Source organism: Shewanella sp. N2AIL (genome assembly GCF_022690845.1).
Taxonomy (GTDB): Bacteria; Pseudomonadota; Gammaproteobacteria; order Enterobacterales; family Shewanellaceae; genus Shewanella; species Shewanella baltica.
Map to the genome: position 1 here is coordinate 255,197 of NZ_JALBYT010000002.1, position 24,619 is coordinate 279,815.

Here is a 24,619-nt window from a genome sequence, read left to right on the forward strand (position 1 = left end):
GCATTGGCTAACCCTTTTTGTTTGTCTTTCTCGCGTTTTTATTTAATCCGCTTTAACTAAAGATCTAAGTGCGGTGAGCTTTTGCTGGGCGATGCCGAAAATGCTCTCGGGAGAATATTGCCCTTGGCTAGGTGCAGCCGTTTGCGACAAGCTACCCGCGGTTTTACCAAGCAGCAACTCCATGGCTTGAGTCACATGGGTAATGGCCCAAATGTGGAACTCACCTTGCGCCACTGCATCGACAATGTCTTTACGTAGCATAAGGTTAACCATGTTCGAAGCAGGAATAATCACCCCTTGATCTGACGTACGGCCTTTAATTTTGCAGACATCAAAGAAGCCTTCAATCTTCTCATTCACACCGCCAATGGGCTGAGCCTCACCAAACTGGTTCATCGAACCTGTGATGGCAATATCTTGCCTTAGTGCTTGCTCGCTAATGGCCGAGATAATGGCGCAACATTCGGCCATTGAGGCGCTATCGCCGTCCACGCCGCTGTAAGATTGCTCGAAGGTGAGGTAAGTGGTGAGCGGGATTTGCGCTGTTTTACCTAACACTGAGGCTAAATAAGCGGTTAAGATCAACACGCCCTTAGAGTGAATTCGCCCCCCTAGTTTGACTCTGTGTTCGATATCCATCACTTCACCTTTACCAAAGGCAGTGGTTGCTGTGATGCGATTGGGCATACCAAACTGATGATCAGAGGTCGAGATGACGGATAAGGCATTGATTTGCCCAACCACTTTGCCCTGAGTGCTAATCAAGGTGGTGCCGTTGGTAAAGCTCTGCATTATGTTGTCATGCAGACGCGAGACCCTTTGTTCTTGATTTCGCAGTGCTTGCTCAACGTGCGGCACTAAAATTTGCTGACTGCCTGCCGATTTAGCGCAGTAGTTTGATTCCCGCAGCAGGTTGGCAATATTGGCCGAGTGTAGCGACAGTTTTTGCTGATCTTCGGCTTCCCGCGAGCTGTATTCGATGATGCGCGCTATGGCGGCGCGATCGCAGTGCAGCATGTTGTTGTCGTGGACTATGCTCGAAATAAAGCGGGCATAGTGCGCCTCAGAGGCGGCGGTTCTGTCCATCACATCTTCAAAATCGGCGGTAACGCGGAATAACTCACTAAAATCAGGATCATAGTGCTGTAACAGCTGATAGGTTTCATGATCGCCAAACAGAATAATTTTCACATCTAAGGGGATAGGCTCAGGCGCCAAGGAAATCGTGCCCGATAGAGACACTTCCCGTTCGAGTGAGCTTAAATCCAGTTTGCGTGAACGCAGGGCGCGCTTTAGTCCGTCCCACACGTAAGGGCGCTCTAATACTTTAACGGCATCCATCAATAACACGCCGCCATTCGCCTTGTGCAGGCTGCCGGGACGGATAAGCGAGAAGTCGGTGAACACTGTGCCTCTAAATGTGGCGTTCTCCACATAGCCAAATAGGCTGTGATAACTCGGGCTTTCTTCGACGACTATGGGGAATTTTTGAGTGCCTTGGCCGACCAAAACGTTAACTTGGTAGCGACGGGGCATTTTCTTTTCTAGGGAAGCGTAGGCTAGGCCCAATTGTTCTTCGCTTTCTTCTAAGAAAATATCTAGATTATCTAAGATATCCGCCTGCATACCGGTTAAGAAAGTGCGCGCTTCTGGCTGATGCTTGAACTTATCTTTAAGTGGCTTAATAAAATGGATTAACACTTCTTTGGCGACTTGCTCGTCATGCTCTTGCTGCTTGTCGCTAAATTCTTCTTCCCATTCTGTGATTTGGCGAATAATCCCGCGCAGTTTCACTTCTAGGCCATTGATATTGCTTTCAAATTGGCTGCGTTCAGCATCGGTCAAGGCTTCGAATGAGGCTTCGTCGTGGGGCTCTTCACCATTGAGGGCTAACATTTGATAGTCGCCCTGCATAGTTAAACTGAGGCTGATGCCTTTTTGTTTTGCTTCTTCGGTTAATTCTGTGAGTGCGACTTCTTGTTTCTGCGATAGCTGGCTTTTGAGCTTTTCTGTGCGGGCATAATACATTTCATTATCAAAGGCTAAAGGTAAAGCTTTGACAAGTTTTAGCATTAACTTTTCGACGGCTTTTTTGAATTCAAGCCCAGTCCCCGCGCTCAGTTTGAGCACTTTAGGGCAACGGGTATCATCGAAATTAACCACGTAACACCAGTCGTACAGCGTATGATCGCTTGGCTCGTGACGACTTAAATAACGCAGCATCATAGTGCGTTTGCCAAGGCCGTTCTGGCCGATGGCATAAATGTTATAACCCTTTTCTTTAATCCCCATCGCAAACTCTACCGCTTGCTGGGCACGTTCTTGGCCGACAATATCATCAAGTGGAGTGAGCTCGGCTGTGGACTGGCAATCTGTGCTTAATTGGTCGAGTTCGCAAATGCGATACAGTTGTTTACTGTCGAGTAGGGTGGCTTGGCTTGATACGACGTCAGTGGGCATAAATATCCTTGGTTTTTCAGCCTTATTATTTCCATTGTAGACAATAAGATAGCATTTTTGTCAATCAAAACTCTGTTATTGCTGATTTATGCCTTTAGGGATAGTTATCTGCTGCTCACAAAGTGCTTTAGCACTGCGGTAAGGCTTAATCGGTTAAGTCTAACTAATTGTTACGCAATAAACTTATCCCAATACTGACTCGAAAATTTTGTGCTAAAGTAGCAAAGGCAATGTCACGGCACTTAACTGTGTTAAGACACGTTAAGTAGGCTAGAAAGAGTCGGCTAAAAACATCTCTCTAACCTTGATGGTTTGACCTCTCCAGCCTTAAAAGGTGGTTATGATGAGGACGGTTTGCGATTTAAGATTAACGCCAACGGATATGTAGTGGATTGATGTTAAACGTAAAATTTTATGAAGTTTTACCCCTTGGTTAATGCTTTCCCTCTGGGGCTAATGTGAGCATGCGTTTGGGGTCTTACGGTATTCTCGCCGTGGGTCGATTGAGTCGTAACTAAGTATTAGTTGGCAAGATGATGATAGATTTACCTATTTCGCAGCAAGAGCTGGATAACTGGTTGAGGGACGTAAACTTAGTCGCCGAGATATCAAACAGTAAAGCAATATTAATAGCATGGAATGCTGCGGGTGAACTTAGCAGCATGTTAAGTTCAGATTCTGCGGCTGAAAGCGAAATACAGGCAATACTCTGTCAATTAAGCGGTAATCATTCGGCGAAAACCCTGCCTATCGCAACATTATCAGCTACTACGTCATCAACCGCTACACAGTCCAAAGCTGCTCCATCAACAGCCACTCCATCAAAAACGACGACATCAGAACTCACTTCCAGTCCTTCAGATGCTGTTGAAACTTCCGTTGATGCCCAATTAGCCCAAGAGAAGTTGGTCAGCCCAACCGAGCCGATTTCGGTATTGCCGCGATTAGGCCACCATCAAATCACCTCGTTATTATCTGTGTCAGAGTTAACTGAGCTGGTCAGTCAGTCCCAATTGATCATAGATACTCGGCAGCACTCAGATTGGCGCACTTGTAGCGCAATCGGCAGCGTGATTTGTTTATCCCTCGCTTGGCCATCTGGGGCAAATTTTGGCTTTTTATGTTTTTATCACAACGAGGCGCACGGCGTAGATTCGAAAACGCTGCAGCTTGCAAAGCTTATCAGCGATAGCATTCAACGTCAGTTAGGCGAGATATTGAGCCAACACAGTGCGGCTGAAGCATTAAGCCGAGGTACGCCAAGGTGTGTCGATACGGTCGATTTACAAACATTTATTGATAGTTTTGAAGAACATATTTGGATGAAAAATGCCGCTGGCATTTATACACTCTGTAATCGCAGCGTCGAGAAAGCATGGGAAATGCCCCGCAGTGAGATTGTCGGTAAATCCGATGTCGAACTCTTTGGTGAAGATATTGCGGATATTTTCCTAGAGGGGGATAGGCTCGCTATCGAGTCTGGTATGCCAATTATTGTCGCTGAGTGTTTAGACGGCAATGAAGCTAAAAATCATCTTTGGTTAGAAACGCTCAAACTCCCAACCTTAAATACCCAAGGTGAGTTTGTGGGCGTTATCGGTATGACTCGCAATATTTCCAAGCATAAAGCGGTTGAAGAACAACTGACACTGGCGACCAATGTATTTAAAAACTCGGTCGAAGGCGTGGTTGTGACCGACAGACACGGCAATATCACCGACGTAAATGGCGCATTTTTTGAGATCACAGGTTATGTGAGGGAAGAGCTGCTCGGTCAGAATCCACGGATTTTTAGCTCGGGTCGCCATGATAAAGCATTCTTCGACAAACTGTGGAATGCCCTGTTGGCTAACGGTAAGTGGAATGGTGAAATCTGGAATCGGCGTAAAAACGGTACTATTTTCCCGCAAAATATCACCATAAGTACGATTTATGATGAAGTCGGTGATGTGCGTTATTTTGTCGCTGTGTTTGCCGATATTTCTGCCCAAAAAGAGAATGAAGCGCAACTCACGCACTTAGCGTATTTCGACCCGCTAACGCATTTGCCTAATCGCATGAAGTTTATGATGCAGCTCAAACAAGAAGTACGGCAAGCTAAGCGGCTGAATTTGCAGTTAGCGACTGTGATGATAGATGTCGATTTGTTTAAGCATATCAACGACAGTTTTGGCCATAGCATAGGTGATGAAATGCTGGTTGAGCTTGCCAAGCGTTTACGCAGCCAAGTCGGCGATCAGGATGTGTTATCGCGGATTGGTGGCGATGAGTTTGTGGCGTTAATTTCGGGGATCGATAATAACGAAGATGCCACGGTTGCCATTAATCAATTGCGCCAAGTGTTTGAACAACCTTTTATTGTGAGCACGGGCGATCACTTACGTTTGACCGCGAGCATGGGCGTTTCTTTGTATCCAAGTGATGGAACCGATGCGGACACTTTACTGCGTAACGCCGATGCGGCCATGTATCGCGCTAAAAATGATGGCCGCAATAATTATGCTTTTTATACTGAGTCCTTAACGCAACAGTCTTTTGAACATCTTAAGCTGCAAAGTGCCCTCTATGGCGCGATTGAGCAAAATGCCTTGTACTTGATGTACCAGCCAAAACTCGACTTAGTGTCTCGAAAAACCGTGGGATTTGAAGCGCTGCTGCGTTGGCACGATCCTCAACTGGGTTTGATTTCTCCCGCGGTATTTATACCCGTGGCAGAAAAAATTGGTCTTATCCATGAGATAGGTTTATGGGTGCTAGAAACCGCCTGTCGTCAGGGCATGCGTTGGCTTAGTGAAGGTAAACATTTTGGCCGCATTGCGGTGAACGTGGCCGGACAACAGTTACAGCGCAGCTCCTTTGTGGATGATGTAAAACGTGTCTTAGCTGAAACGGGCTTTCCCGCCAAACACTTAGAGCTTGAAGTGACCGAAAGTGTGATGATGCAAAATCCCGATCTTGCAATCCGTGACTTAAAGCTCCTTGGCGATTTGGGCATCGAATTATCGGTCGATGACTTTGGCACTGGTTATTCATCGCTGAATTATTTGAAAAAACTGCCCATCCATAAACTGAAGATTGACCAATCCTTCGTGCGGGATATTCCCTTCGATACTAACAATACCGCGATTGCTAAGGCTGTGATTGCGCTTGGACATGCGTTGAAGCTCGACATTATCGCCGAAGGAGTGGAAACCAAAGAACAAGCCGATTTTCTGCAACAAAATCAGTGCGATCAAGCCCAAGGTTATCTCTTTAGTCGTCCGCAACTACCAGAAGATCTCGACGCATTTCTATCGTGATGCTGGCGTATTGCGAGACTGACTATCGTGAAATTGATTTAGTTTCGCTCGATAGAACCACAGGGCTAGCGCTATGGCGCTAGTCGCTTGGAGTTGTGTCTGCTAAAATTCTGGCCATTATTTTCAGTGGTTAACCGCAATGTCCTTTAGTGCCTTATCCTTAAACTCCACCTTAGTGAATACCTTAGCGGAACTTGGCTATGAGTCGCCAACGCCCATCCAGCTAGAAGCGATCCCTGCCATCTTGGCTAAACGGGATGTGATGGCTGGCGCCCAAACGGGTACAGGCAAAACCGCGGCGTTCGCCTTGCCAATCTTGCATCATTTGTTGGCACTCAGCCCTTTGCAAGAGTTAACGGCGGTGAGACCTGTACGTGCATTAGTCTTAGTGCCGACACGTGAGCTGGCAGTCCAGGTACAACAGAGTTTTGTTAAGTACGCTAAAGGGACAGATATCCGTGTCGGTATCGCCTACGGCGGCGTGAGTATCGATGCGCAGGTTGCCGTGTTTAATGCAGGGATTGATGTGTTAATCGCAACACCGGGTCGCTTACTCGATCACCTCAGGCAAGGCGCATTAAGTCTTAAACAATTGAGTGTGCTTGTGTTTGATGAAGCCGACCGTATGCTCGACATGGGCTTTATGGATGAAATTCAAGCCGTACTCAAGCAAGTGCCGAGTGACAGACAAACACTGTTATTTTCTGCCACCTTAGATGCCGCCATCTTCAGCTTAAGTAAAACTTTACTGCGCGATCCCAAGTTGATTGAAGTTGCTAAGCGCAACACGACCGCTGCCGAAATTGAACAAGTGGTTTATGCCGTCGATGCCGACCGTAAAACCGAACTCGTCAGCCATCTGGTGCGCAGTAAAAACTGGCACCAAGTGCTGATTTTTAGCCGGACTAAGCAAGGCGTCGACAAACTGGTTCAGCAACTCAATAAAGCCGATATTATCACTCAGGCGTTTCACGGTGACTTGTCCCAAGGTGCGCGCGAGAAAGTCTTGCAGGAATTTAAACAAGGCAAAATTCAAGTGCTAGTGGCTACGGATGTTGCCGCCCGAGGCCTAGATATCGTCGAGCTAAAGTACGTGATTAATTTTGAGCTGCCTTTTATCGCCGAAGATTACATTCATCGTATTGGCCGCACAGGTCGAGCGGGCAGTGCAGGGCTTGCCATCACCCTTTTTAGCCAAGAGGACGCCCTGTTACTGGAAGAAGTCGAAGTCGTATTAGACAAGCGTTTACCACAACAATGGTTGCCCGGTTTTGAACCCGACTTTAATAAAATGGACGCCGAACCAAGACGTAACGGTAAAGCGGCCCAAAAACAACGTGCCAAAAAGCGCGCTCTGGGCGGTAAGAAGCGTTAATTTTTTATAGGAGTTTGTGTAGCGGTGTAAAGTTAATCATGTTTATCGTTTCACCGTCAGTTAGCGTTTTAATATGATTCGGCCTTTTTGAATTTTTTGGATGTTGTATGAAGCGATTGATGCTGTTTTTGGTTTTTATCTTGTCTATTCCTTCCGTGATCATCGCTGCATTTGTCTTTGAGGATATAGGAGGACATATTTTATTCTCTTGGTTCTCATTTACCCTTGGTCTCATCGGGATTGGTGGAATATTGAGATTTAGAGGGGATCAATTTTTAACATACGATATCGTTGAAGGGACTATTATTTCACTGGATGAAAATACCAGATACTGCCCAGAACATGAGCACTTAAGGTACCAACAAATTTTCATTAATCCGGTTGTAGAATATTTTTGGCAAGGAAAGCGTTATACAAGAGGAACTCTGATTAATTATGACGAACAAGCTTACACTCGGTTTGGACCTCAAATCGGTGACAAGATCAGTTTATGTGTTCCAATCAATTGCCCTGAAGAAGCGATTGAAAACAAATTCCTATCTAGATATATACATTTAATCATTGGTCTAATTTCTATTTCGATTTCAATCGCACTTGCTGTATTACTCTTCTCGTACTGATTTTTGCCGTTTTTTATAGGGTTTAGTTGTTATCTTGTATAGGCGGAGCCAATCGTTAGCAGCAATGCGTATGTCTTAGGTGGTCAAGTCCAAGCTGGTGATCTGAGTTATATATCTCATTCTCAAACTACCCAAGCTAGAAAATCTCGCTAGCAAAGCTTAATTGTGAAAATAAAATCTCAAACCGCGTTCCATGAGCAGAGCAAACAAAAAGGGCTTAACCTTGCGGTTAAGCCCTTCTGGTAAAATTGGTGGAGGCGGCGGGACTTGAACCCGCGTCCAGAACACCTACATCCAAGGCACTACATGCTTAGTCTCTCTTTTAATTAACCCGAATAAACTCCGAAAGACAGGATTTCATCGGGCGAGTCCGGTACTATTTCGCGGTTCACCCCCGGACGGAGTTCCCTCGCTATCAAATGTAGGATGACCATCTGTATACACTGCCCATTTGAGAGACCTGTGTCAGATGGCTAGCTAGCCTAAGCTGCTAGAGAGTAGTTAGAGTCGTTTGCAACTATAACGGTGCGGCTTTTTACGAGGCCAACCGCCCCTCGGCATGCTCCCAGGGTTTCGTGAATCCTGTCGAATCCAGAATCGCCCCCAAGAATTTGATTGTAACCCGTAGCATAATGATTACCTAGCATCATTTGCTTCAAGTTCAATCGTTTGTTCATTATCCGTGCGTTTTTTCTTTTTTCATCACACGGGCTTTTTCAACTTCCCATTCACGCGCTTTAGTATCTTCGCGCTTATCGTGATCTTTCTTACCTTTACCTAGGCCAATTTCCACTTTTACCCATGCACCTTTACGCCAGTACATTGAGATAGGAATGATAGAGTAGCCTTGGCGCTCGACTAAGCCTGCCAGCTTATCGAGCTCTTTACGGCTGAGTAGCAGTTTTTTCAAACGCAGGGGATCGCAGACAACGTGTGTCGAGGCCGTATTCAAGGGAATAATGGTGCAGCCATGCATAAAGGCTTCGCCATTTTTCAGGAATACGTAACAGTCAGACAAGTTGACCTTACCCATACGGATAGATTTAACTTCCCATCCCATGAGGGATAGGCCAGCTTCCATTTTTTCTTCGAAACGGTATTCGAAGGTTGCGCGCTTATTACGTGCGATAGTCGCAGGTGCGGCTTTGCTTGATTTTTTCTTTACCATAGTGGCGCCATTATACGCACGGTTAATCAATTTGGTATTGATATAAGGGTTTATTTAGCTAATTTCAAGCCTCTATCGCGTTGTTGCTGTTTTTTTGAACGCGATTAGGCTGTTGAGTATCAACCTAAGTGCACAAGGGGTGCGTTTTTTACGTATCGTGATAAAATCCGTGCAAATTTTGATTGCTTGCCTAAGTTGTTCATCTTGCGTGCGTTCTTTTTGTGCGTACGAGTTTGTTTAGGTCGCTGTGAAGTCGTTAATGAAGAGTGCTAAGTCCTATGCCGCAAATTTCTCGAAGTGTGTTAGTCCGTTTTAGTGCGATGCAAATGTATGACTTAGTGAATGATGTCGAGTCGTATAAAGAGTTTTTACCCGGTTGTGTGGGTGGCAAAGTCTTAGAATTTGACGGCAAAACTATGCTGGCATCTGTGGATGTGAGTAAAGCGGGGATCCGTAAGACCTTTACGACTCGCAACCAAGTGGTTCCTGGTAAGAGTATTGATTTAACATTGGAAAATGGACCCTTTAAGCATTTATTGGGGCAGTGGCGTTTTACTGAGCTGACTGAAGAAGCCTGCAAGGTAGAATTCGAGCTGAGTTTTGAGTTTTCAAGCTCGTTAGCCGATATGGCCTTTGGTAAAGTGTTTAATGATCTTATGGTATCAATGGTGACGGCATTTACGAGTCGCGCTAAGGTAATTTACAGTGACAAATGAGACAGATAAGTTTGTAGTTGATGTGGTTTACGCCTTACCTACACAGCAAAAAGTGATTTCGGTGAATGTGAATCCTGGCACGTCAGCGATAGAGGTGGTGCGTTTAAGTAACATAGTGAGCTTTTTCCCTGAAATCGATTTAGAGACGGTTAAGCTCGGTGTGTTTAGTAATGTGGTCAAACATGACCAAGTGATTTTACCAGGCCAAAGGGTTGAGATTTATCGTCCTTTGATTGCTGATCCTAAGGATGTGCGTCGCCGCCGTGCGGATAAAGCTAAAGATGAAGGCCGAGCGAATAAAGTGACGGGTGGACGAGCTTAATACGATTGGTATTAAGACTGATATCAGTTTGCCATCATTGCTCAATAAAAAAGCGCCCTTAGGCGCTTTTTGCATTTCATTTGACTGAGAAGAGCATAAGCAAAGTTTAGGATATTACTTAATTGGTTTTTGAACCTGCGCTTCTGCTTGGTTTTCTTTTATTAAGGGCTTGGCATCGGGACGCTGTACAGGAATTTGCGGCACTAGCTCAGTTTTATTCCCCGTAGGTAAACTACTTTGCTCAAGTGGCGTATCAAATTCTTTGCTTAGCTCATAATCGCCATTTACTGCGGTCAGTTTATCACCCGTAAAGTGCAAAATGAGTTCTTTATGCGTAATGCTGGCATCGCGTCCACTCTTGTAGTGATACACATAGTACCAAGTATCGTCGGCGAAACTATCGCGTAATACTGGACGGCCGAGAATGTATTCGGCTTGTTCTTTGGTCATGTCAATGCGCAACTTTTCGACTTGTTGCGGTTCCATGTAGTTACCCTGTGGAATGTCGGGCTTATAAATCAACCAATCGAACACACTACAAGCACTGAGCGAAACAGAGAGCGCCACAGCGCTCAGCAGGGTAAGACTTTGCTTTTTATTGATCATTGTATGCGCTACTTCTGAAAATCTGGCGGCCATAATACCCAAGCATTCCCCCTCATGACAAGGGCAATCGGGCTTTGCTGCCGTCATAGATCGAATTGTGTGACTTTTCGACCCGCGATGTTGGCTTTAGTTCTCAATCTTTAAGGATATTTATTCGCTAAAGTCATATGGGGCTATGAGTATGATTTTCGGCTTCTAGAGCCGTACAGGTTTACTGTTGGCTGGATTGGGAAAAGAGTAAATGTGAGCGATTTCTTCTTTAAAGCCAAGCAATTAGTTAGTAAGTCGATAGACAGTATGTGTGGCGATAAACATAGTAATCTCATTAAAATCAGATTAAAGTTACCGATATGTTTTTATTGTGTTCTTGTACTGTGGCTTTTTTGCCGTAAGTTTGCAGTGTTCGAAATAAAATAGTGGGATAGATGCATTGGGTTCTTTAGTTTGCGTAGGTACGGGTTTACAACTGGCCGGACAGATCAGTGTGATGAGTCGTAGTTATATTGAGCACGCTGATGTCGTGTTTTCACTCTTGCCCGATGGTTTTTCGCAGCGTTGGATCCAGAACATTAATCCCAATGTCATCAATTTACAGCCGTTTTATGCACAAAATGGTGAAGTTAAAAATCGCCGAGAAACCTACGAACAAATGGTTAATTCTATATTGGAGGCCGTAAGGGCTGGCAAAAAAACCGTTTGTGCGCTCTATGGTCATCCTGGAGTCTTTGCCTGTGTTTCCCATATGGCGATTACACGGGCGAGGGCAGAAGGGTTTTCAGCGAAGATGGAGCCGGGGATTTCGGCCGAGGCGTGTTTATGGGCTGATCTGGGTATTGACCCCGGCAGCTCTGGGCATCAAAGCTTTGAAGCTAGCCAGTTTATGTTTTTTAATCATGTGCCCGATCCGACAACCCATTTATTGTTATGGCAAATTGCGATTGCTGGTGAACATACCTTAACTCAGTTTCATACTACGAGTGACAGGCTGCAGATTTTGGTTGAACAACTGAATCAATGGTATCCGCGAGATCATCAAGTGGTGATCTACGAAGCTGCTAATCTGCCAGTTCAAGCCCCTAGAATTGAGTATTTGCCGTTGAGTAAGCTGCCCGAGGCAAACTTGTCTCCGATCAGTACTTTACTGATCCCGCCAGCAAAAAAACTCGAATACAACTATGCTATTTTAACTAAATTAGGCATTAGACCTGAAGATTTAGGCTAATTGTGAGTGCTGTACTTCTGAGCTGAATTCGGGAGTCATCATATAAATAAGGAAAGGTATGTCTGCATTATCGGATTTTTTTACCCAGTTAGGTCAAGATGCACAACTGATGGAAGCGTATCAACAGGACCCGGAGGCCGTAATGCGCGCCCATGGGTTAACTGATGAAGAAATTGCAGCCGTCATGTCGGGAGACATGGGAAAGCTGAAAAGCTTGAGTGGCGATGGTGATTATCAGTCCTACTTAGTTATTTCCCATGGTAACGGTGAGTAATTGAAACTCCTGCGCGCTTTTTTGTGGTTATGTTCGGGCATATTTTGTATGCCCTTAATGGCTGCAACTATCAATTTTGATGAGGCGTTAGCAGAGCTGGAGCAACTACAACATACCGATCTACCCAGTGCTATTACTAAGCTCCATGAACTTGAAGCTGATTTCGAGCATATGACGCGTTTTCAACAAGGGCGCTTATTAGTATTTAAAGGGACTTCATTTATTTATTCAGGTCAATATCAAGAAGCCCTAGATAATTTAATTCAATCAGAAAATTTAGTTCAAAATAGCGATTATTTATTTTCTGCCTATAGCTATGAGGCAACGGCTTACATAGCCTTACGGAATTTTAAAAATGCATTCATGGTAATGAGTAAGAGCCTAGCCTTAATCAATAGGATAGAAAGCATTGATATTAAGCGAGCCTCATATTTGCGTTTAGCCAGTTTATATAGTGCTATGAGTGTTACGGATGAGGTTGGTACTTATGCAAGTAAAGCTTTGTCTCTCGCTTCCACACATGACGTAAAAGATATTTGTACCGCAAAATTATATTTATCAGTTTATCAGTTAGAGCTTGAAGCATATGACAAAGCGTTTGATGCTTTTCAATCCACTCGTCTTTTTTGTGAGGCCAATGGATACCCATTGATTTCATTCATAGCATTGAAAGGGATGGGGGAGTCTAAGTTAAGATTACAGGAGTACTCTACTTCAGTCCCTTTGCTCTTGAGTGCTTTAAAGGGATACGAGTCTTTTAATTTCCAACTTGAGATTAATAGTACGCATGCTTTATTAGCTGAAACATATTTAGCGCTGAAAAGTTATGCTAAGACCACTGAACATGCACAATATGTTGCGAACTTGCCTGATGATACAAGTTATACCGCTCTTAAACATGCTGTATTTAAAGTACTTGCAGAGCAAAGTGCGGAAAATGCTCAATTTGAACAAGCCTATAAATATTCGAAAAAAGAGCAGTATTACAATCAGCTGATGTTTGATGAAGCGAAAATGAAAACGTTAGCGTATCAGGCGGCAAAGTTTAATGCTGATGAACAGTCACGTGAAATTAATTTATTGAATAAGGAGCGTGAACTGTATGTCGCTCAGCAAACGGTAAAAGAGCGCGAATACACCAATATGCTGATGTTTGTCACTATTCTAGTAGGCGGACTGTTCTTCCTCGGGATTTTGTTAGCTGTAGGCCAGATGCAGAAACGCAAGTTTATGCGTATGGCGAGAATGGATGCATTAACAGGCATCTTGAATCGCGGTGCAGGGCAAGAGTTAGGGGAAAACCTTTTTGTGCAAGCCACGGCCCGCGGTGGGGATTTCTGTGTCATTTTATTTGATTTGGATTTCTTCAAACGGATCAACGATTCTTTTGGCCATGGAACTGGCGATTGGGCGCTTAAAAAGGTGGTTGATTCCCTTAAATCTCATATCCGAAATGGTGATGTTTTTGCTCGTATCGGCGGTGAGGAGTTTGCGCTTTTATTACCCTATGCCGATGAAGAGAAAGGTATGGAAGTGGCAGAGCAATGTCGAGCCCGTATTGAGGCCATTGATACCCAACATTCAGGGCATAAGTTCGTCATTACGGCGAGTTTTGGTGTGAGTGGTTTAATGGCTGATGATCTGAGTTTGGATCCATTATTCCACCGAGCCGACATGGCGCTTTATGCCGCTAAGGCCAATGGCCGCAATGCCGTAGTACGCTATTCTGACATATTAAAATGTGACAAGCAGGCAACTGATTTACGGCGTCATATCGCATCGCCCTCGGTGTAATGTAAGCCGATGAGCTTGTAGTCTCATCTTGAGTTGGCAAAGTCCTTACTGGTTTTTATCGTTGCTTCATTTGTTTCTCGTTTTGGGTTTTGCCGCCACTAACAAAATGCGATAACAGTCTAAGGCGTCTCTGAACGCTCTTTTACTCAGCTTTGTTGCTCCAGTTGATTTCCCCCACGCTTAAGTGTTTTTCGTATCAAAAATTTCTCATTTTTAATGAATTGCCTTGACCTTGTTAATAAATAAATGGGATATCATAGTTGCTAATTCGCCTAGCTGCGGCTGGGCTATTATATGGAACACTGCGCATTCCTTTTTCCGTTGGAGCCTTCATGGAACAGTCGAGTTTACTCACGTCGGTGCTGCTATTTTTATTGGCGGCGGTTATTTTTGTTCCTTTGGGTAAACGTTTTGGCGCTGGCCCGATCCTTTCCTATCTAGCTGCTGGCATCATTTTAGGCCCTGGTGGCATGGCCTTAGTTTCTGATCCTGCTGCTGTGTTGCATTTTGCCGAGTTAGGTGTGGTGCTCATGTTGTTTGTGCTGGGTCTCGAATTGAATCCAAGTAAATTATGGGAACTTCGCAGTGCTATCTTTGGTTTAGGCAGTGGTCAGCTGTTGTTGTCATGGGCTGCGATTGGAGGTTTGGCTTGGGGCTTTGGCTTGTCTATTGAGGCGGCTTTAGTGGTTGGCGCCGCGCTATCTTTATCATCGACAGCCTTTGCCGTGCAGTTAATGAGTGAGCATAGGTTGCTCACAACCCCACTTGGACGTGATGCTTTTGGGGTCTTGTTAATGCAAGATCTTGCCGTTATCCCCATGTTGCTACTGACGGCATATTTGGCGCCTAATTCGGCGCAGATTGAGCATCATGCCGTGCCTTGGTATTGGACCTGTCTTGCCCTGATAGGGTTTGTGTTAGTGGGCAAATACTTACTGCCAAAACTCCTTAAGTTAGTCGCAAGTAGCGGGGTGCGTGAAGTACTCACCGCCTTTGCGTTACTGCTCGTGATGGGCAGCGCTGAGTTAATGGAGTGGCTTGGACTCTCTGCGGGTATGGGGGCATTTTTGGCGGGTATTATGCTCGCAAACTCAAGTTATCGACATCAACTCGAAACCGACATCGAACCCTTTAAAGGCTTATTGCTTGGGCTGTTTTTCATGGCGGTCGGTATGAGTATGGATTTGAAATTATTGATATCAGATCCGTTACTTATCTTAGGTATTTTAATGGCGATGTTGCTGATTAAAACGTTTGTGCTGATGGTGCTGGGCCGCATTCGGCACCACAAATGGCGACCGAGTATTGCATTGGGGTTGATCCTTGCCGAAGGCGGTGAATTTGCCTTTGTGCTGTTATCCCAGGCGCAGTTATCTGGCATTGTCGGCGATAAAATTGCGCAAGTGCTAGTGCTGGCGATTGGTTTGTCTATGGCGGTGACGCCGATATTGTTTACCCTGTTTCGCGCGACTAAGGCCAAGGTGGTGGACACTCGCCTGCCAGATACGATTAATGTCACTGAATCGGAAGTAGTGATTGCCGGCTTTGGCCGTGTAGGCCAGATCACCGGGCGTATTTTGGCTTCCTCTGGGATCCCTTTTGTCGCGTTGGATAAGGATGCGAGCCATGTGGATGTTATTCGCAAATATGGGGGTGAGGTCTATTTTGGTGATGCCAGACGCTTAGACATGTTGATGTCGGCGGGGATCGCGCGCTCGCGTTTGTTATTGCTGGCTGTTGACAGTGTTGAGGATTCCATCGAAATCGCCCAGCAAGTGAAGACCCATTTTCCCCATATCCACATAGTCGCGCGGGCAAGGGATCGTAACCATGCTTATCGTTTGATGAGCCTTGGGGTGACAGATGTCTTTCGTGAGACCTTTGGCTCGGCGCTCTCGGCCAGTGAGAAGATCCTCCAAGGTTTAGGTCTATCTCAGGTACAAGCCAACGAGCGGGTAAAAATCTTTGCTGAGCATGATAAGAAACTGGTGATTGCGAGCGCAGCTCATCAAAATGATTTAGCGACGTTAATCAATCTATCGAATAAGGGTAAGGCAGAGTTGGAATCCCTTATGCGCGGCGATAGGGAGAATGTGAGCTAATGTTGTCACTTTGATTTGGATATAAAAAGAGAGCATAAATGCTCTCTTTTTATTGGTTTAAAACATCAAATTTAACGCTGATGTTTAGGTGTTAAAAGCTATAGCTGTATTGCAGTTTGACGTTGCGTTCTTCACCCGGCATACCACCGAGGAACATGGCTTTACTGTAATAGTCTTTATTGAAAAGGTTATTGATGTTCAGCTGGATTTTCCAAGAATCCGCGTTGTAGCTTACTGCCGAGTCAACGACGGTATAGCTAGGCACGTAACCGTCTGGAATACCAAATGAGCTTGAGTGCGTACTGCGATCATCGACAAATTTTGCACCAAGGCTCAGCTCGATTGGGCTTGATAATCTAAACCAATCCGCGCCATAGGTAACCCAAGCACTGGCGGTGACATAAGGCACACCTTTTTGACGGCTATTGTAGGTTAAACTACTTGGATTTTGTTTATCCCTTGCATCTTGGTACATGCCGTTAAGGTTGATACGCCAGCTGTCGTTTAAGTGGGCATTGAGATCGAGTTCAACCCCTTGGGTATCTTCACTTCCGTCGTAAAAATACACGGGTACTTCTGGTCCTGATACGCCTATTTTATATTCTTCATTCGTATAGGGCACATTGGTGCGCGAGCTCTTAAAGAGCACCAATGATGCGAGCATTTGATCATCAAAGGCTTTAAAGCGCATACCCAGATCATTGCTTACCGATTCTGAATCTTCACGGTCAGTATTTTTGCCAGTCACAGTGCCTAATATACTGTAAGCAGTCCGCCCCTTAGAGTGGTTCAAAAAGAAAGATAAGTCGTCCGTCGGCATATAGGTTAAACCTAGATTATAGGTGATGCCGTTATCCGTAGTGTCCTCTTCCTGCGTCGCAGCAGCTTGACTTGCACTATAGCGTTCATCGACACCTAAGTGTTCATAACTTTGTTTTATCTCGTTAAATGCGACACCTACACGTGTGGTGAAGCCATGTCCTAAATATCCCACGTGTTGTACGCCTAAACCCCAAGCGCTGACCTTTTTGTCATAGTTCGCGGTCTTGAGTGGGTCATAGTCTTCAAACTTACCTGTGCCCCAATTAGGATTACGGATGTCGTAAATATAAGGCAGGGAACCTTGATAAGTGATGTCTCCATCCTTATTTTTATAGATTTGATCGGCATCGAAGATAGAATATTGCTGGAAACGAATATTACGGTCTTCATAGTTGGCATTGACCAATAATTCATTGTCTATATTGCCAATTTGGAAGTCATAACGTAGATCGGCAAAGTACTGCCACGAAGTCTCGTCGGCATCGACTTTACGGTATTCCTGACGTCTTGCAGCAAAAGGATAAAGTACGCCATTTTCAACTAAAGGCGATCTAGGCTCTTCGTTAATCACGTCGGTAAGAACGTTTTTAATCTTGATGTTACGCTTCCAATAGACATAGTTATAGGCACCAGTTTGGCGGGCGAAACCTGACGTGTAGTCGCGATACTGCAATTGTTGATTGAGGAACAAATTGTCAGTGAAATAGATATTATGGGTCAGTTTAAATCTTAACTCTTCACCCTCATTGTCCTTCGCCATGGGTGAAATCAGCCCTGCATCACCAAACGAATAGGGTGTTAAGCCGTCAGCGCCCGACAACGAGGCCGCTAACTGCTGACGCTGTGCATCGGTGAGTTGTAGACCATTACCGTTGGGATCATTAACCAGATCTTGCCATGTGACCTCGCCCGCGCTCTTACCGCCGACAGATTCTGCATTGTAAATCCGAATCGGGTGACCAATAGAATCAACGGCAATAGCATCTTTTATGTAAGCACCTGAAAGCATTAAATCTTGGCTATCACTTAATGCCCATTTTAAGGCGCCATAGATTTCGTCTCTGTCTGTACCTATATCGCGATACCCATCACTGCGGCCAGATTTGGCCACTAAACGGTAGGCGACATCATCACTCAGGCCGCCCGTGCTATCCAGAGCAAGGGAGTAGGTGTCCCATTGGCCCATTTCGGCGCTGAACTTATGCTTTGACTCAAACTGCGGTTTCTTTTCAATCAGATTGATAACGCCGCCAGCACTTCCCATGCCATAGAGTCCAGTCGCTGGGCCTTTTAATACTTCAACGGATTCAACGTTGGTTAAAGAGCGCGTGGGGTTGAAGGTATTACCTAGGCCTGCACCGCCATACATACCGTCATAGGTGTAATTTGCGCCTAAACCACGGATGACTATGTTGTCACCAATGCCATAGTTATTTCCCGCTTGAGTTACGCCACTGATGTTACGGATCAAGTCCTGCAGATTATCTGTACCTTGGGTTTCGATCAGCTCTTGGTCAACAATCACTACAGCTGCTGGGGTTTCCATAAGAGACATGTCGGATTTAGTCGCCAGCCCTGAATTCTTCACTACTGAGTTCTGTCTGCCATAAACCGTGATGCGCTCAACGTTGGCTTCAGCATTTGCTGATGTCGAGTTGACTTCGGCGTGTGCGGTTTGTGATAAAACAGAAAGGCAGGCGAGTGCAGTTAGCGACAAACGAAATGGTTTCATTAATGGTTCCCCCAAATAAATAGGTTGCGAATAGTAATGATTTGCATTTAAGTTGGCAACAAATGTTTCAGTTCTTATTGTCAAAATGTGCAGTGCTGCCAATAAATGCTGCAAAAAGCATCTTTGTGAGCAAACCAGTAATGGGTTCTAGCAAGAGAGAAGCGTCATAAAAGGGCGGTTTTACGCTCCATCCCGTTGTAATTTCAAATTTGTTTCATTTTTTTTATAAAAAAGTGATTTATTTTTTGAGTTAACCATCACATCCCACCTTGTTGATCGGGAAACGCAACCTAGTGCTTAGCTGGTATTACACTCGGCCGTAATTTCGTTTACGTAAACGTCAAAATAAAACGGTCGTTTTAATTTGTGGTGATGGTGGCAGTCATTATCATTATGATTTATATAGATTTAGCTTGCTTCCCTCTAGGTTAGTTCAAAACATTGGGTATTTTCTACTTAGGTCTAATAGGGTGAAAATGATGTATTTATATATTTACTATAAGTAATTTAATTACGTAAATAATTACTTGGCATGGAGGTTGGTAAAGTTGTCTGACAAGTTTCATTTAATTCAAATTTTCCAATGTAATTAAAATGTTTAATGTGATTTATATCATTATCTTAAATTGTTTTTTATTACTTGGTCAGACCAATTTTAGCATGGTTTTTACTTAGGTTAATGCCCGTTTTTGTCAATCTTGGACTGTTGCAAATACAAACGTTTGTCGGTAAGTTTTAGTTCGAAACAAACATTTGATGGTTTTTTGGTGAGTTTATAAGCAGCGGTGATTGGGGATGCTACTGCTTTATATGTCAGCGTTAAGCCTGTGATAGTGGAGCCTCTTGGGAGGGCATCAAGATGACGGAACACACTTTGAGTGAACAGCAATTGAATTCGACACTGGGTAAAGCTACAGCAAACGCCACGCTTAATATTGTGGGTCGTGACATTCCAGGCCAAGAAGTCATCTTTACCGAAGGGGCTGTCGCCTTGCTCGAATCCCTTTGTCGTGAGTTTGCCGACGAAGTACCTGCCTTACTCGCTAAACGTAAAGATAAACAAGCACGTATCGATAAAGGAACATTACCTGACTTTCTGCCTGAAACCCGCGCTATCCGTGATGGTGCATGGCAAATTCGCGGTATTCCCGATGACTTGCTTGACCGCCGCGTAGAAATCACAGGTCCCGTTGAACGTAAGATGGTGATTAACGCGCTCAACGCCAATGCCAAAGTGTTTATGGCCGACTTTGAAGATTCTTTAGCACCAAGCTGGGAAAAAGTCGTCGAAGGTCAAATCAACCTACGCGATGCCGTGCGTGGTGATATTGAGTACACAGCGCCGGACACGGGTAAGCACTATAAATTAGGGCCAAATCCTGCAGTGCTTATTTGCCGCGTTCGTGGTCTGCATCTTAAAGAAAAACACGTGCAGTTTAACGGCAAAGCGATTCCTGGCTCACTGTTTGATTTCGCACTGTATTTCTACCACAACTATCGCCAACTTTTGGCCAAGGGCAGTGGTCCATACTTTTATATTCCTAAGTTAGAAAGTCATGTTGAAGCGCGCTGGTGGGCAAAAGTATTTGCTTTTGTTGAGGAAAGGTTTTGTCTGCAAGCGGGCACGATTAAATGTACTTGCTTGATTGAGACTTTGCCTGCCGTGTTCGAAATGGACGAAATTCTCTACGAGCTGCGTTCCAATATCGTCGCACTGAACTGTGGTCGTTGGGATTACATCTTCAGCTATATCAAAACATTAAAACGTCATAGCGACCGAGTCTTACCGGATCGCCAAGCCGTCACTATGGATACGCCTTTCTTAAGCGCTTATTCAAGACTCTTGATTAAGACCTGCCACAAACGCGGTGCCTTAGCGATGGGCGGCATGGCAGCCTTTATTCCTGCTAAAGATCCTGCTCAGAACGAAGCGGTATTGCAGCGAGTTCGTCGAGATAAAGAGCTTGAGGCGCGTAACGGTCACGATGGCACTTGGGTAGCGCACCCTGGCCTTGCTGACACCGCTATGGGGATTTTCAACGAATACATAGGCCAAGATCACTGTAATCAATTACATATTACCCGTGATGTAGATGCGCCGATCCTTGCCAGCGAGTTACTTAAAACCTGCGACGGTGAGCGCACTGAACAAGGGATGCGTCTGAACATTCGTATCGCCCTGCAGTATTTAGAGGCGTGGATCAGCGGCAACGGTTGCGTACCTATTTACGGCTTAATGGAAGATGCGGCTACGGCTGAGATTTCTAGAGCCTCAATTTGGCAATGGATCCAACACGGTAAGTCGCTATCAAACGGCAAACTCGTGACCAAGCAACTTTTTAAAGACATGTTGGTTGAAGAGCTGTCAAACGTGAAAAAAGAAGTGGGTAGCGACAGATTCACCCATGGCAAATTCACCCAAGCGGCGGTGTTGCTCGAAGAGATTACCACCTCCGACGAGCTGGTCGATTTCTTAACCTTACCCGGTTACGAAATGCTGACAGCCTAGGATGAACCCATTTGCTTGAACCGTTTTATATCAATCAGATTTAGCTGTGGCGGGGCTACCGCCAACCAAACAATTTAGCAGAGTGAAACTGGGGGGCAGTTTCATGATAGCTACAACATCAAAGAGAAAGGAGCGACACTATGACTAAGGCAACGACTCAGACTTCACGTCAAGAGCAGATTGATGCAATCAAGAGAGATTGGGCAGAAAACCCACGTTGGAAAAACGTGCGTCGTCCTTACACCGCGGAAGAAGTGGTTGCACTTCGCGGTTCAATCGTGCCTGAGAATACTATCGCTAAGCGTGGTGCGGCTAAGTTATGGGAACTGGTTAACGGCGGCGCTAAAAAAGGCTATGTGAATTCGCTCGGTGCGTTAACGGGCGGTCAAGCGGTACAACAGGCGAAAGCGGGTATCGAAGCGATTTACCTTTCTGGTTGGCAAGTGGCTGCCGATGCTAACTTAGCCGGCACTATGTACCCAGATCAATCTTTATACCCAGCGAACTCAGTGCCAGCTGTGGTATCCCGTATCAATAACTCTTTCCGTCGTGCTGACCAAATTCAGTGGGGCAATGGCGTTAATCCAGAAGATGAAAAATTTGTTGATTACTTTCTGCCAATCATTGCTGATGCAGAAGCGGGTTTTGGCGGCGTATTAAATGCCTTCGAACTGATGAAGTCGATGATCGACGCGGGCGCTGCCGGTGTTCACTTTGAAGATCAGTTAGCTTCAGTGAAGAAATGTGGTCACATGGGCGGCAAAGTATTAGTGCCAACCCAAGAAGCGGTACAAAAGCTGGTTGCTGCACGTTTAGCGGCGGACGTGAGCGGTGTCGATACACTGGTTATCGCCCGTACCGATGCTAACGCGGCCGATTTGTTAACTTCAGATTGCGACCCATACGACCGTGATTTCGTGACTGGCGAGCGCACCAATGAAGGTTTCTACCGTGTTAAAGCGGGTCTTGACCAAGCGATTTCTCGCGGTCTAGCTTACGCCCCGTATGCAGATTTGATTTGGTGTGAAACCGCTAAACCGGATCTTGAAGAAGCGCGTGTTTTTGCTGAAGCGATTCATGCTCAGTACCCAGATCAATTGTTGGCGTATAACTGTTCGCCTTCGTTCAACTGGAAGAAAAATCTGGACGACGCCACTATCGCACGCTTCCAACAAGCGTTGTCAGACATGGGCTACAAGTACCAGTTCATCACTTTAGCTGGCATTCACAACATGTGGTACAACATGTTCGACCTCGCTTACGACTATGCTCGTGGCGAAGGCATGAAGCATTATGTTGAAAAAGTTCAAGAAGTTGAGTTTGCTGCTGCGAAGAAAGGTTACACCTTCGTTGCGCATCAACAGGAAGTGGGCACAGGTTATTTCGACCAAGTGACTACGGTTATTCAAGGTGGCCATTCATCAGTGACCGCACTGACAGGTTCTACCGAAGAAGAGCAGTTTTAAGCAGTAAGCAGCGCTTAGGATGATCCATTGTGATTGTGGATCACTCCTTAGCACGCCTTATGCTGATGTATCTGGTGAGGCGTGGTTAAAAACTCGAAATAGAGGGCAAGGGCGGACTGTGATGAGTTACCGACCTTGCAGCCTAAATCTCGAGTCGAGAATGAAAGAGTGTTACCCGTAAGCCTGTGTTTAGCTGCTTTGCAGCTGTTATCCCCGTGCAGTTCGCCTACATGTGTTGTGCGGGTTTTTAAGTCAAATCTTGTGACTTAACTTCCTACCCAGTAAGTTTTTGCTTGCCTTAGCTTGGCGACTCTATGAGTCGCTATTTTTTTGCTTATTGGTTCACTATTGCGCTGATTAATATGGTGCAACTCTGATACGACTTGGTGCAATAATCGGATTATTTTACAGCAGCTTATTGCTATCTCATTGTTATTTAATGGCTATCAATTGTGGCCTGAAAAATGCTCTGAATACAGTGGGAAGTTATAGCGCATTAAAGCTGATTGTTGGCATTCACATTGAGGTCACCGCCATGAAATATTACAGTCGCCGTTTAGTTAAGCCTGAACATTTAAATCCAGCAAATACATTGTTTGGCGGTCAGTTGCTCAGCTGGATAGACGAGGAGGCCGCTATTTTTGCTGCCTGCCAGATGAAGAGCACCAGCCATGTGACTAAGCTGATTTCAGAAATCAACTTTATGACGCCAGCGCATCAAGGAGATGTGATCGAGTTTGGTCTGGAGCTGGTGAGCCTCGGCCATAGTTCGATTACCGTAAGCTGCCAAGTGCGCAATAAGATGACGCAGGCACCAGTGGTGAGCATAGATAAGATGGTGTTTGTGCATGTGAATGCCCAAGGATTGCCTGTGCCCCACGGTATTCGGGCGAATGCGGCTTAGTGGGTGTGGCGCTTGAAATGCGTGACGTTTGAATAGATAAGATACTTAAAACAGACAGTGACGCCTAGGCGTCACTGTGATTAGTCTTTGGTTAAATCTTCTTTTACCGACTTGACGGCATCCCGCGAGGCATGACCTATGGCTTTAGTGGTGTCTCGGGTCGCGTGGCCTATCTCAGTGGTGACATCTTTAGTGGTTGTGCCGATGGCACGGCCTGCGTCCTTTAAATCCGCACAGGCGGATGTAGCGAGTAATAAAGGAATAATAATGAGCGTCGCTTTATTCATTGTGATGCTAATCCTCAATTTAAGTTCGTAACTCAATTTACTGGGCCCTGCCATTTCTACAGTGCCAAATAACATTCGGGACAATATAACAGATCTTGAGCTGAATCACGCTATGGCACCATTATCTGCCGAGTCGCTGTTGTAATGTCTTTAGGCAAGTTTGAGCAAAAGGTGTGGAGCGGATAGGGCGAAATGACGTCGGAGTTTAAGTTTTATGAATTCAGCAAATAAAAACGCCAGTGGCGTTTTGCGCACTAGCGTCTAAGGTCGCTAAATAATACTGCAAAGATTATTCGAGTTTGGCTAAGCGTTGTTGATAGTCTTCAATCAGGTGCTGCATGATTTCTTCCGGTGCAGCATCGTCACAGCAATCATCTAAAAAGATTTTAAAGGTGACTAGGGCATGGCCGTCATTTTTGAGTCTGTCACTCTGCATCGAGAAGTAGGCATCTTCATTTTCGGCTTTACGAACCACAAACTTATTTGTTTCGAAGGACTTATCCCCAGAAAGCTCGTGCCACTTAGTGATGCGATTTAACGCGATTTCACAGGACTGGTTCATTTCAATATGATTTAACCAAGTAACGGGATGTTCAGGATCTTTGTAATGTGGACATCTAACTGTGTAGTTATATACATGGGTGATTGCAGTCATAGCGTACCTACCTGTTCGAGGATATTGTTGCCATCATAGGCATCGTTTTTGAATTCGGTCAATCATTAATTAAGTCTATTTAGCCTTGATGTTTTTTGACGGAGAAGGATAGTTACTGCATGAAAATTAACCATTTACTTAATCTGTCATGTCTCTATTTAGCATGAGTTTTATGCCAATAACTTTGTGCTAGATCTCAGTTTTGGGTGAAGTTTCGCTTTTGCTGAATTACTGATTAATAAAGCAACAACTTGGTCGTCAGTAAGTCTTATTGAGTGTAAGTGAT

At 45.1% G+C, this 24,619-nt stretch carries 18 protein-coding genes and 1 other RNA gene; 12 read left to right on the forward strand and 7 right to left on the reverse strand.

Going from position 1 to position 24,619, the window contains the following annotated elements; translation table 11 throughout:
* Nucleotides 1-42: 42 nt before the first annotated feature.
* A complete protein-coding gene (locus MO387_RS02815; RefSeq protein WP_107948569.1) occupies nucleotides 43-2,460 on the reverse strand; it encodes an ATP-binding protein in 2,418 nt (805 codons plus the stop codon).
* 533 nt (nucleotides 2,461-2,993) lie between these two features.
* On the opposite strand from MO387_RS02815, the gene MO387_RS02820 reads away from it, so the two are divergent.
* The 3 genes from MO387_RS02820 to MO387_RS02830 all read left to right on the forward strand — a co-directional run bounded on the left by MO387_RS02820 (nucleotide 2,994) and on the right by MO387_RS02830 (nucleotide 7,754).
* On the forward strand, nucleotides 2,994-5,759 hold the full coding sequence (locus tag MO387_RS02820) for an EAL domain-containing protein (RefSeq protein WP_107948567.1): 2,766 nt from the start codon (nucleotides 2,994-2,996) through the stop codon (nucleotides 5,757-5,759).
* 139 nt (nucleotides 5,760-5,898) lie between these two features.
* Nucleotides 5,899-7,134 (forward strand): DEAD/DEAH box helicase, encoded by a 1,236-nt coding sequence (locus MO387_RS02825; RefSeq protein WP_107948565.1) that lies wholly within the window; start codon nucleotides 5,899-5,901, stop codon nucleotides 7,132-7,134.
* Between the two features lie 107 nt (nucleotides 7,135-7,241).
* Complete coding sequence (locus MO387_RS02830) at nucleotides 7,242-7,754, forward strand: hypothetical protein (protein WP_199908738.1); 513 nt, start codon at nucleotides 7,242-7,244, stop codon at nucleotides 7,752-7,754.
* A 249-nt stretch (nucleotides 7,755-8,003) separates the two neighbouring features.
* On the opposite strand, the gene ssrA is transcribed toward MO387_RS02830, so the two are convergent.
* Together ssrA and smpB are read right to left on the reverse strand one after the other, a co-directional pair.
* Nucleotides 8,004-8,359: a transfer-messenger RNA gene (ssrA, locus tag MO387_RS02835) on the reverse strand.
* A 71-nt stretch (nucleotides 8,360-8,430) separates the two neighbouring features.
* Complete coding sequence (gene smpB / locus MO387_RS02840) at nucleotides 8,431-8,922, reverse strand: SsrA-binding protein SmpB (RefSeq protein ID WP_011790147.1); 492 nt, start codon at nucleotides 8,920-8,922, stop codon at nucleotides 8,431-8,433.
* Nucleotides 8,923-9,200: 278 nt separating this feature from the next.
* Here smpB and MO387_RS02845 point away from each other — a divergent pair, with 278 nt between their 5' ends.
* Nucleotides 9,201-9,638, forward strand: coding sequence for a type II toxin-antitoxin system RatA family toxin (locus MO387_RS02845; protein ID WP_028760728.1), 438 nt, complete (start codon nucleotides 9,201-9,203; stop codon nucleotides 9,636-9,638).
* Nucleotides 9,628-9,960 (forward strand): RnfH family protein, encoded by a 333-nt coding sequence (locus MO387_RS02850; protein ID WP_106651167.1) that lies wholly within the window; start codon nucleotides 9,628-9,630, stop codon nucleotides 9,958-9,960. Before MO387_RS02845 ends, MO387_RS02850 begins: the two co-directional genes overlap by 11 nt.
* Nucleotides 9,961-10,074: 114 nt before the next feature.
* On the opposite strand, the gene bamE is transcribed toward MO387_RS02850, so the two are convergent.
* Nucleotides 10,075-10,566 (reverse strand): outer membrane protein assembly factor BamE, encoded by a 492-nt coding sequence (gene bamE / locus MO387_RS02855; RefSeq protein WP_107950269.1) that lies wholly within the window; start codon nucleotides 10,564-10,566, stop codon nucleotides 10,075-10,077.
* A gap of 430 nt (nucleotides 10,567-10,996) precedes the next feature.
* On the opposite strand from bamE, the gene MO387_RS02860 reads away from it, so the two are divergent.
* The 4 genes from MO387_RS02860 (at nucleotide 10,997) to MO387_RS02875 (ending at nucleotide 15,958) form a co-directional block, all read left to right on the forward strand.
* The gene (locus MO387_RS02860) at nucleotides 10,997-11,788 is read left to right on the forward strand and encodes an SAM-dependent methyltransferase (protein ID WP_028760726.1); all 792 of its coding nucleotides are present in this window, start codon (nucleotides 10,997-10,999) and stop codon (nucleotides 11,786-11,788) included.
* A gap of 58 nt (nucleotides 11,789-11,846) precedes the next feature.
* Nucleotides 11,847-12,062: a hypothetical protein gene (locus MO387_RS02865; RefSeq protein ID WP_107948563.1), complete on the forward strand. Its 216-nt coding sequence runs from the start codon at nucleotides 11,847-11,849 to the stop codon at nucleotides 12,060-12,062.
* 48 nt (nucleotides 12,063-12,110) lie between these two features.
* Nucleotides 12,111-13,856, forward strand: coding sequence for a GGDEF domain-containing protein (locus MO387_RS02870; RefSeq protein WP_107948561.1), 1,746 nt, complete (start codon nucleotides 12,111-12,113; stop codon nucleotides 13,854-13,856).
* A gap of 332 nt (nucleotides 13,857-14,188) precedes the next feature.
* The gene (locus MO387_RS02875; protein WP_107948559.1) at nucleotides 14,189-15,958 is read left to right on the forward strand and encodes a monovalent cation:proton antiporter-2 (CPA2) family protein; all 1,770 of its coding nucleotides are present in this window, start codon (nucleotides 14,189-14,191) and stop codon (nucleotides 15,956-15,958) included.
* A gap of 91 nt (nucleotides 15,959-16,049) precedes the next feature.
* On the opposite strand, the gene MO387_RS02880 is transcribed toward MO387_RS02875, so the two are convergent.
* Nucleotides 16,050-18,512 (reverse strand): TonB-dependent receptor, encoded by a 2,463-nt coding sequence (locus MO387_RS02880; protein WP_107948557.1) that lies wholly within the window; start codon nucleotides 18,510-18,512, stop codon nucleotides 16,050-16,052.
* Nucleotides 18,513-19,371: 859 nt separating this feature from the next.
* Here MO387_RS02880 and aceB point away from each other — a divergent pair.
* The 3 genes from aceB (at nucleotide 19,372) to MO387_RS02895 (ending at nucleotide 23,391) form a co-directional block, all read left to right on the forward strand.
* Complete coding sequence (aceB, locus tag MO387_RS02885; protein WP_242325977.1) at nucleotides 19,372-21,021, forward strand: malate synthase A; 1,650 nt, start codon at nucleotides 19,372-19,374, stop codon at nucleotides 21,019-21,021.
* A 140-nt stretch (nucleotides 21,022-21,161) separates the two neighbouring features.
* Nucleotides 21,162-22,487 carry an isocitrate lyase gene (gene aceA / locus MO387_RS02890; RefSeq protein ID WP_006080842.1) on the forward strand — a complete coding sequence of 442 codons (1,326 nt, stop codon included), beginning with the start codon at nucleotides 21,162-21,164 and terminating at the stop codon, nucleotides 22,485-22,487.
* Between the two features lie 535 nt (nucleotides 22,488-23,022).
* Nucleotides 23,023-23,391, forward strand: a complete 369-nt coding sequence (locus MO387_RS02895) for a hotdog domain-containing protein (RefSeq protein WP_006080843.1) — start codon at nucleotides 23,023-23,025, stop codon at nucleotides 23,389-23,391.
* A gap of 80 nt (nucleotides 23,392-23,471) precedes the next feature.
* Here MO387_RS02895 and MO387_RS02900 read toward each other — a convergent pair whose 3' ends face one another.
* Both MO387_RS02900 and MO387_RS02905 read right to left on the reverse strand, forming a co-directional pair.
* On the reverse strand, nucleotides 23,472-23,678 hold the full coding sequence (locus tag MO387_RS02900) for a hypothetical protein (protein WP_006080844.1): 207 nt from the start codon (nucleotides 23,676-23,678) through the stop codon (nucleotides 23,472-23,474).
* Between the two features lie 289 nt (nucleotides 23,679-23,967).
* Nucleotides 23,968-24,333, reverse strand: a complete 366-nt coding sequence (locus MO387_RS02905) for a hypothetical protein (protein ID WP_006080845.1) — start codon at nucleotides 24,331-24,333, stop codon at nucleotides 23,968-23,970.
* Nucleotides 24,334-24,619 lie beyond the last annotated feature (286 nt).

Bases quoted from the DNA above. Each gene is read 5' to 3' on its own strand.
- MO387_RS02815 (WP_107948569.1), bottom strand. From the start codon at position 2,460: ATGCCCACTGACGTCGTATCAAGCCAAGCCACCCTACTCGACAGTAAA.
- MO387_RS02820 (WP_107948567.1), top strand. From the start codon at position 2,994: ATGATGATAGATTTACCTATTTCGCAGCAAGAGCTGGATAACTGGTTG.
- MO387_RS02825 (WP_107948565.1), top strand. From the start codon at position 5,899: ATGTCCTTTAGTGCCTTATCCTTAAACTCCACCTTAGTGAATACCTTA.
- MO387_RS02830 (WP_199908738.1), top strand. From the start codon at position 7,242: ATGAAGCGATTGATGCTGTTTTTGGTTTTTATCTTGTCTATTCCTTCC.
- smpB (WP_011790147.1), bottom strand. From the start codon at position 8,922: ATGGTAAAGAAAAAATCAAGCAAAGCCGCACCTGCGACTATCGCACGT.
- MO387_RS02845 (WP_028760728.1), top strand. From the start codon at position 9,201: ATGCCGCAAATTTCTCGAAGTGTGTTAGTCCGTTTTAGTGCGATGCAA.
- bamE (WP_107950269.1), bottom strand. From the start codon at position 10,566: ATGATCAATAAAAAGCAAAGTCTTACCCTGCTGAGCGCTGTGGCGCTC.
- MO387_RS02865 (WP_107948563.1), top strand. From the start codon at position 11,847: ATGTCTGCATTATCGGATTTTTTTACCCAGTTAGGTCAAGATGCACAA.
- MO387_RS02870 (WP_107948561.1), top strand. From the start codon at position 12,111: ATGCCCTTAATGGCTGCAACTATCAATTTTGATGAGGCGTTAGCAGAG.
- MO387_RS02875 (WP_107948559.1), top strand. From the start codon at position 14,189: ATGGAACAGTCGAGTTTACTCACGTCGGTGCTGCTATTTTTATTGGCG.
- MO387_RS02880 (WP_107948557.1), bottom strand. From the start codon at position 18,512: ATGAAACCATTTCGTTTGTCGCTAACTGCACTCGCCTGCCTTTCTGTT.
- aceB (WP_242325977.1), top strand. From the start codon at position 19,372: ATGACGGAACACACTTTGAGTGAACAGCAATTGAATTCGACACTGGGT.
- aceA (WP_006080842.1), top strand. From the start codon at position 21,162: ATGACTAAGGCAACGACTCAGACTTCACGTCAAGAGCAGATTGATGCA.
- MO387_RS02895 (WP_006080843.1), top strand. From the start codon at position 23,023: ATGAAATATTACAGTCGCCGTTTAGTTAAGCCTGAACATTTAAATCCA.
- MO387_RS02900 (WP_006080844.1), bottom strand. From the start codon at position 23,678: ATGAATAAAGCGACGCTCATTATTATTCCTTTATTACTCGCTACATCC.
- MO387_RS02905 (WP_006080845.1), bottom strand. From the start codon at position 24,333: ATGACTGCAATCACCCATGTATATAACTACACAGTTAGATGTCCACAT.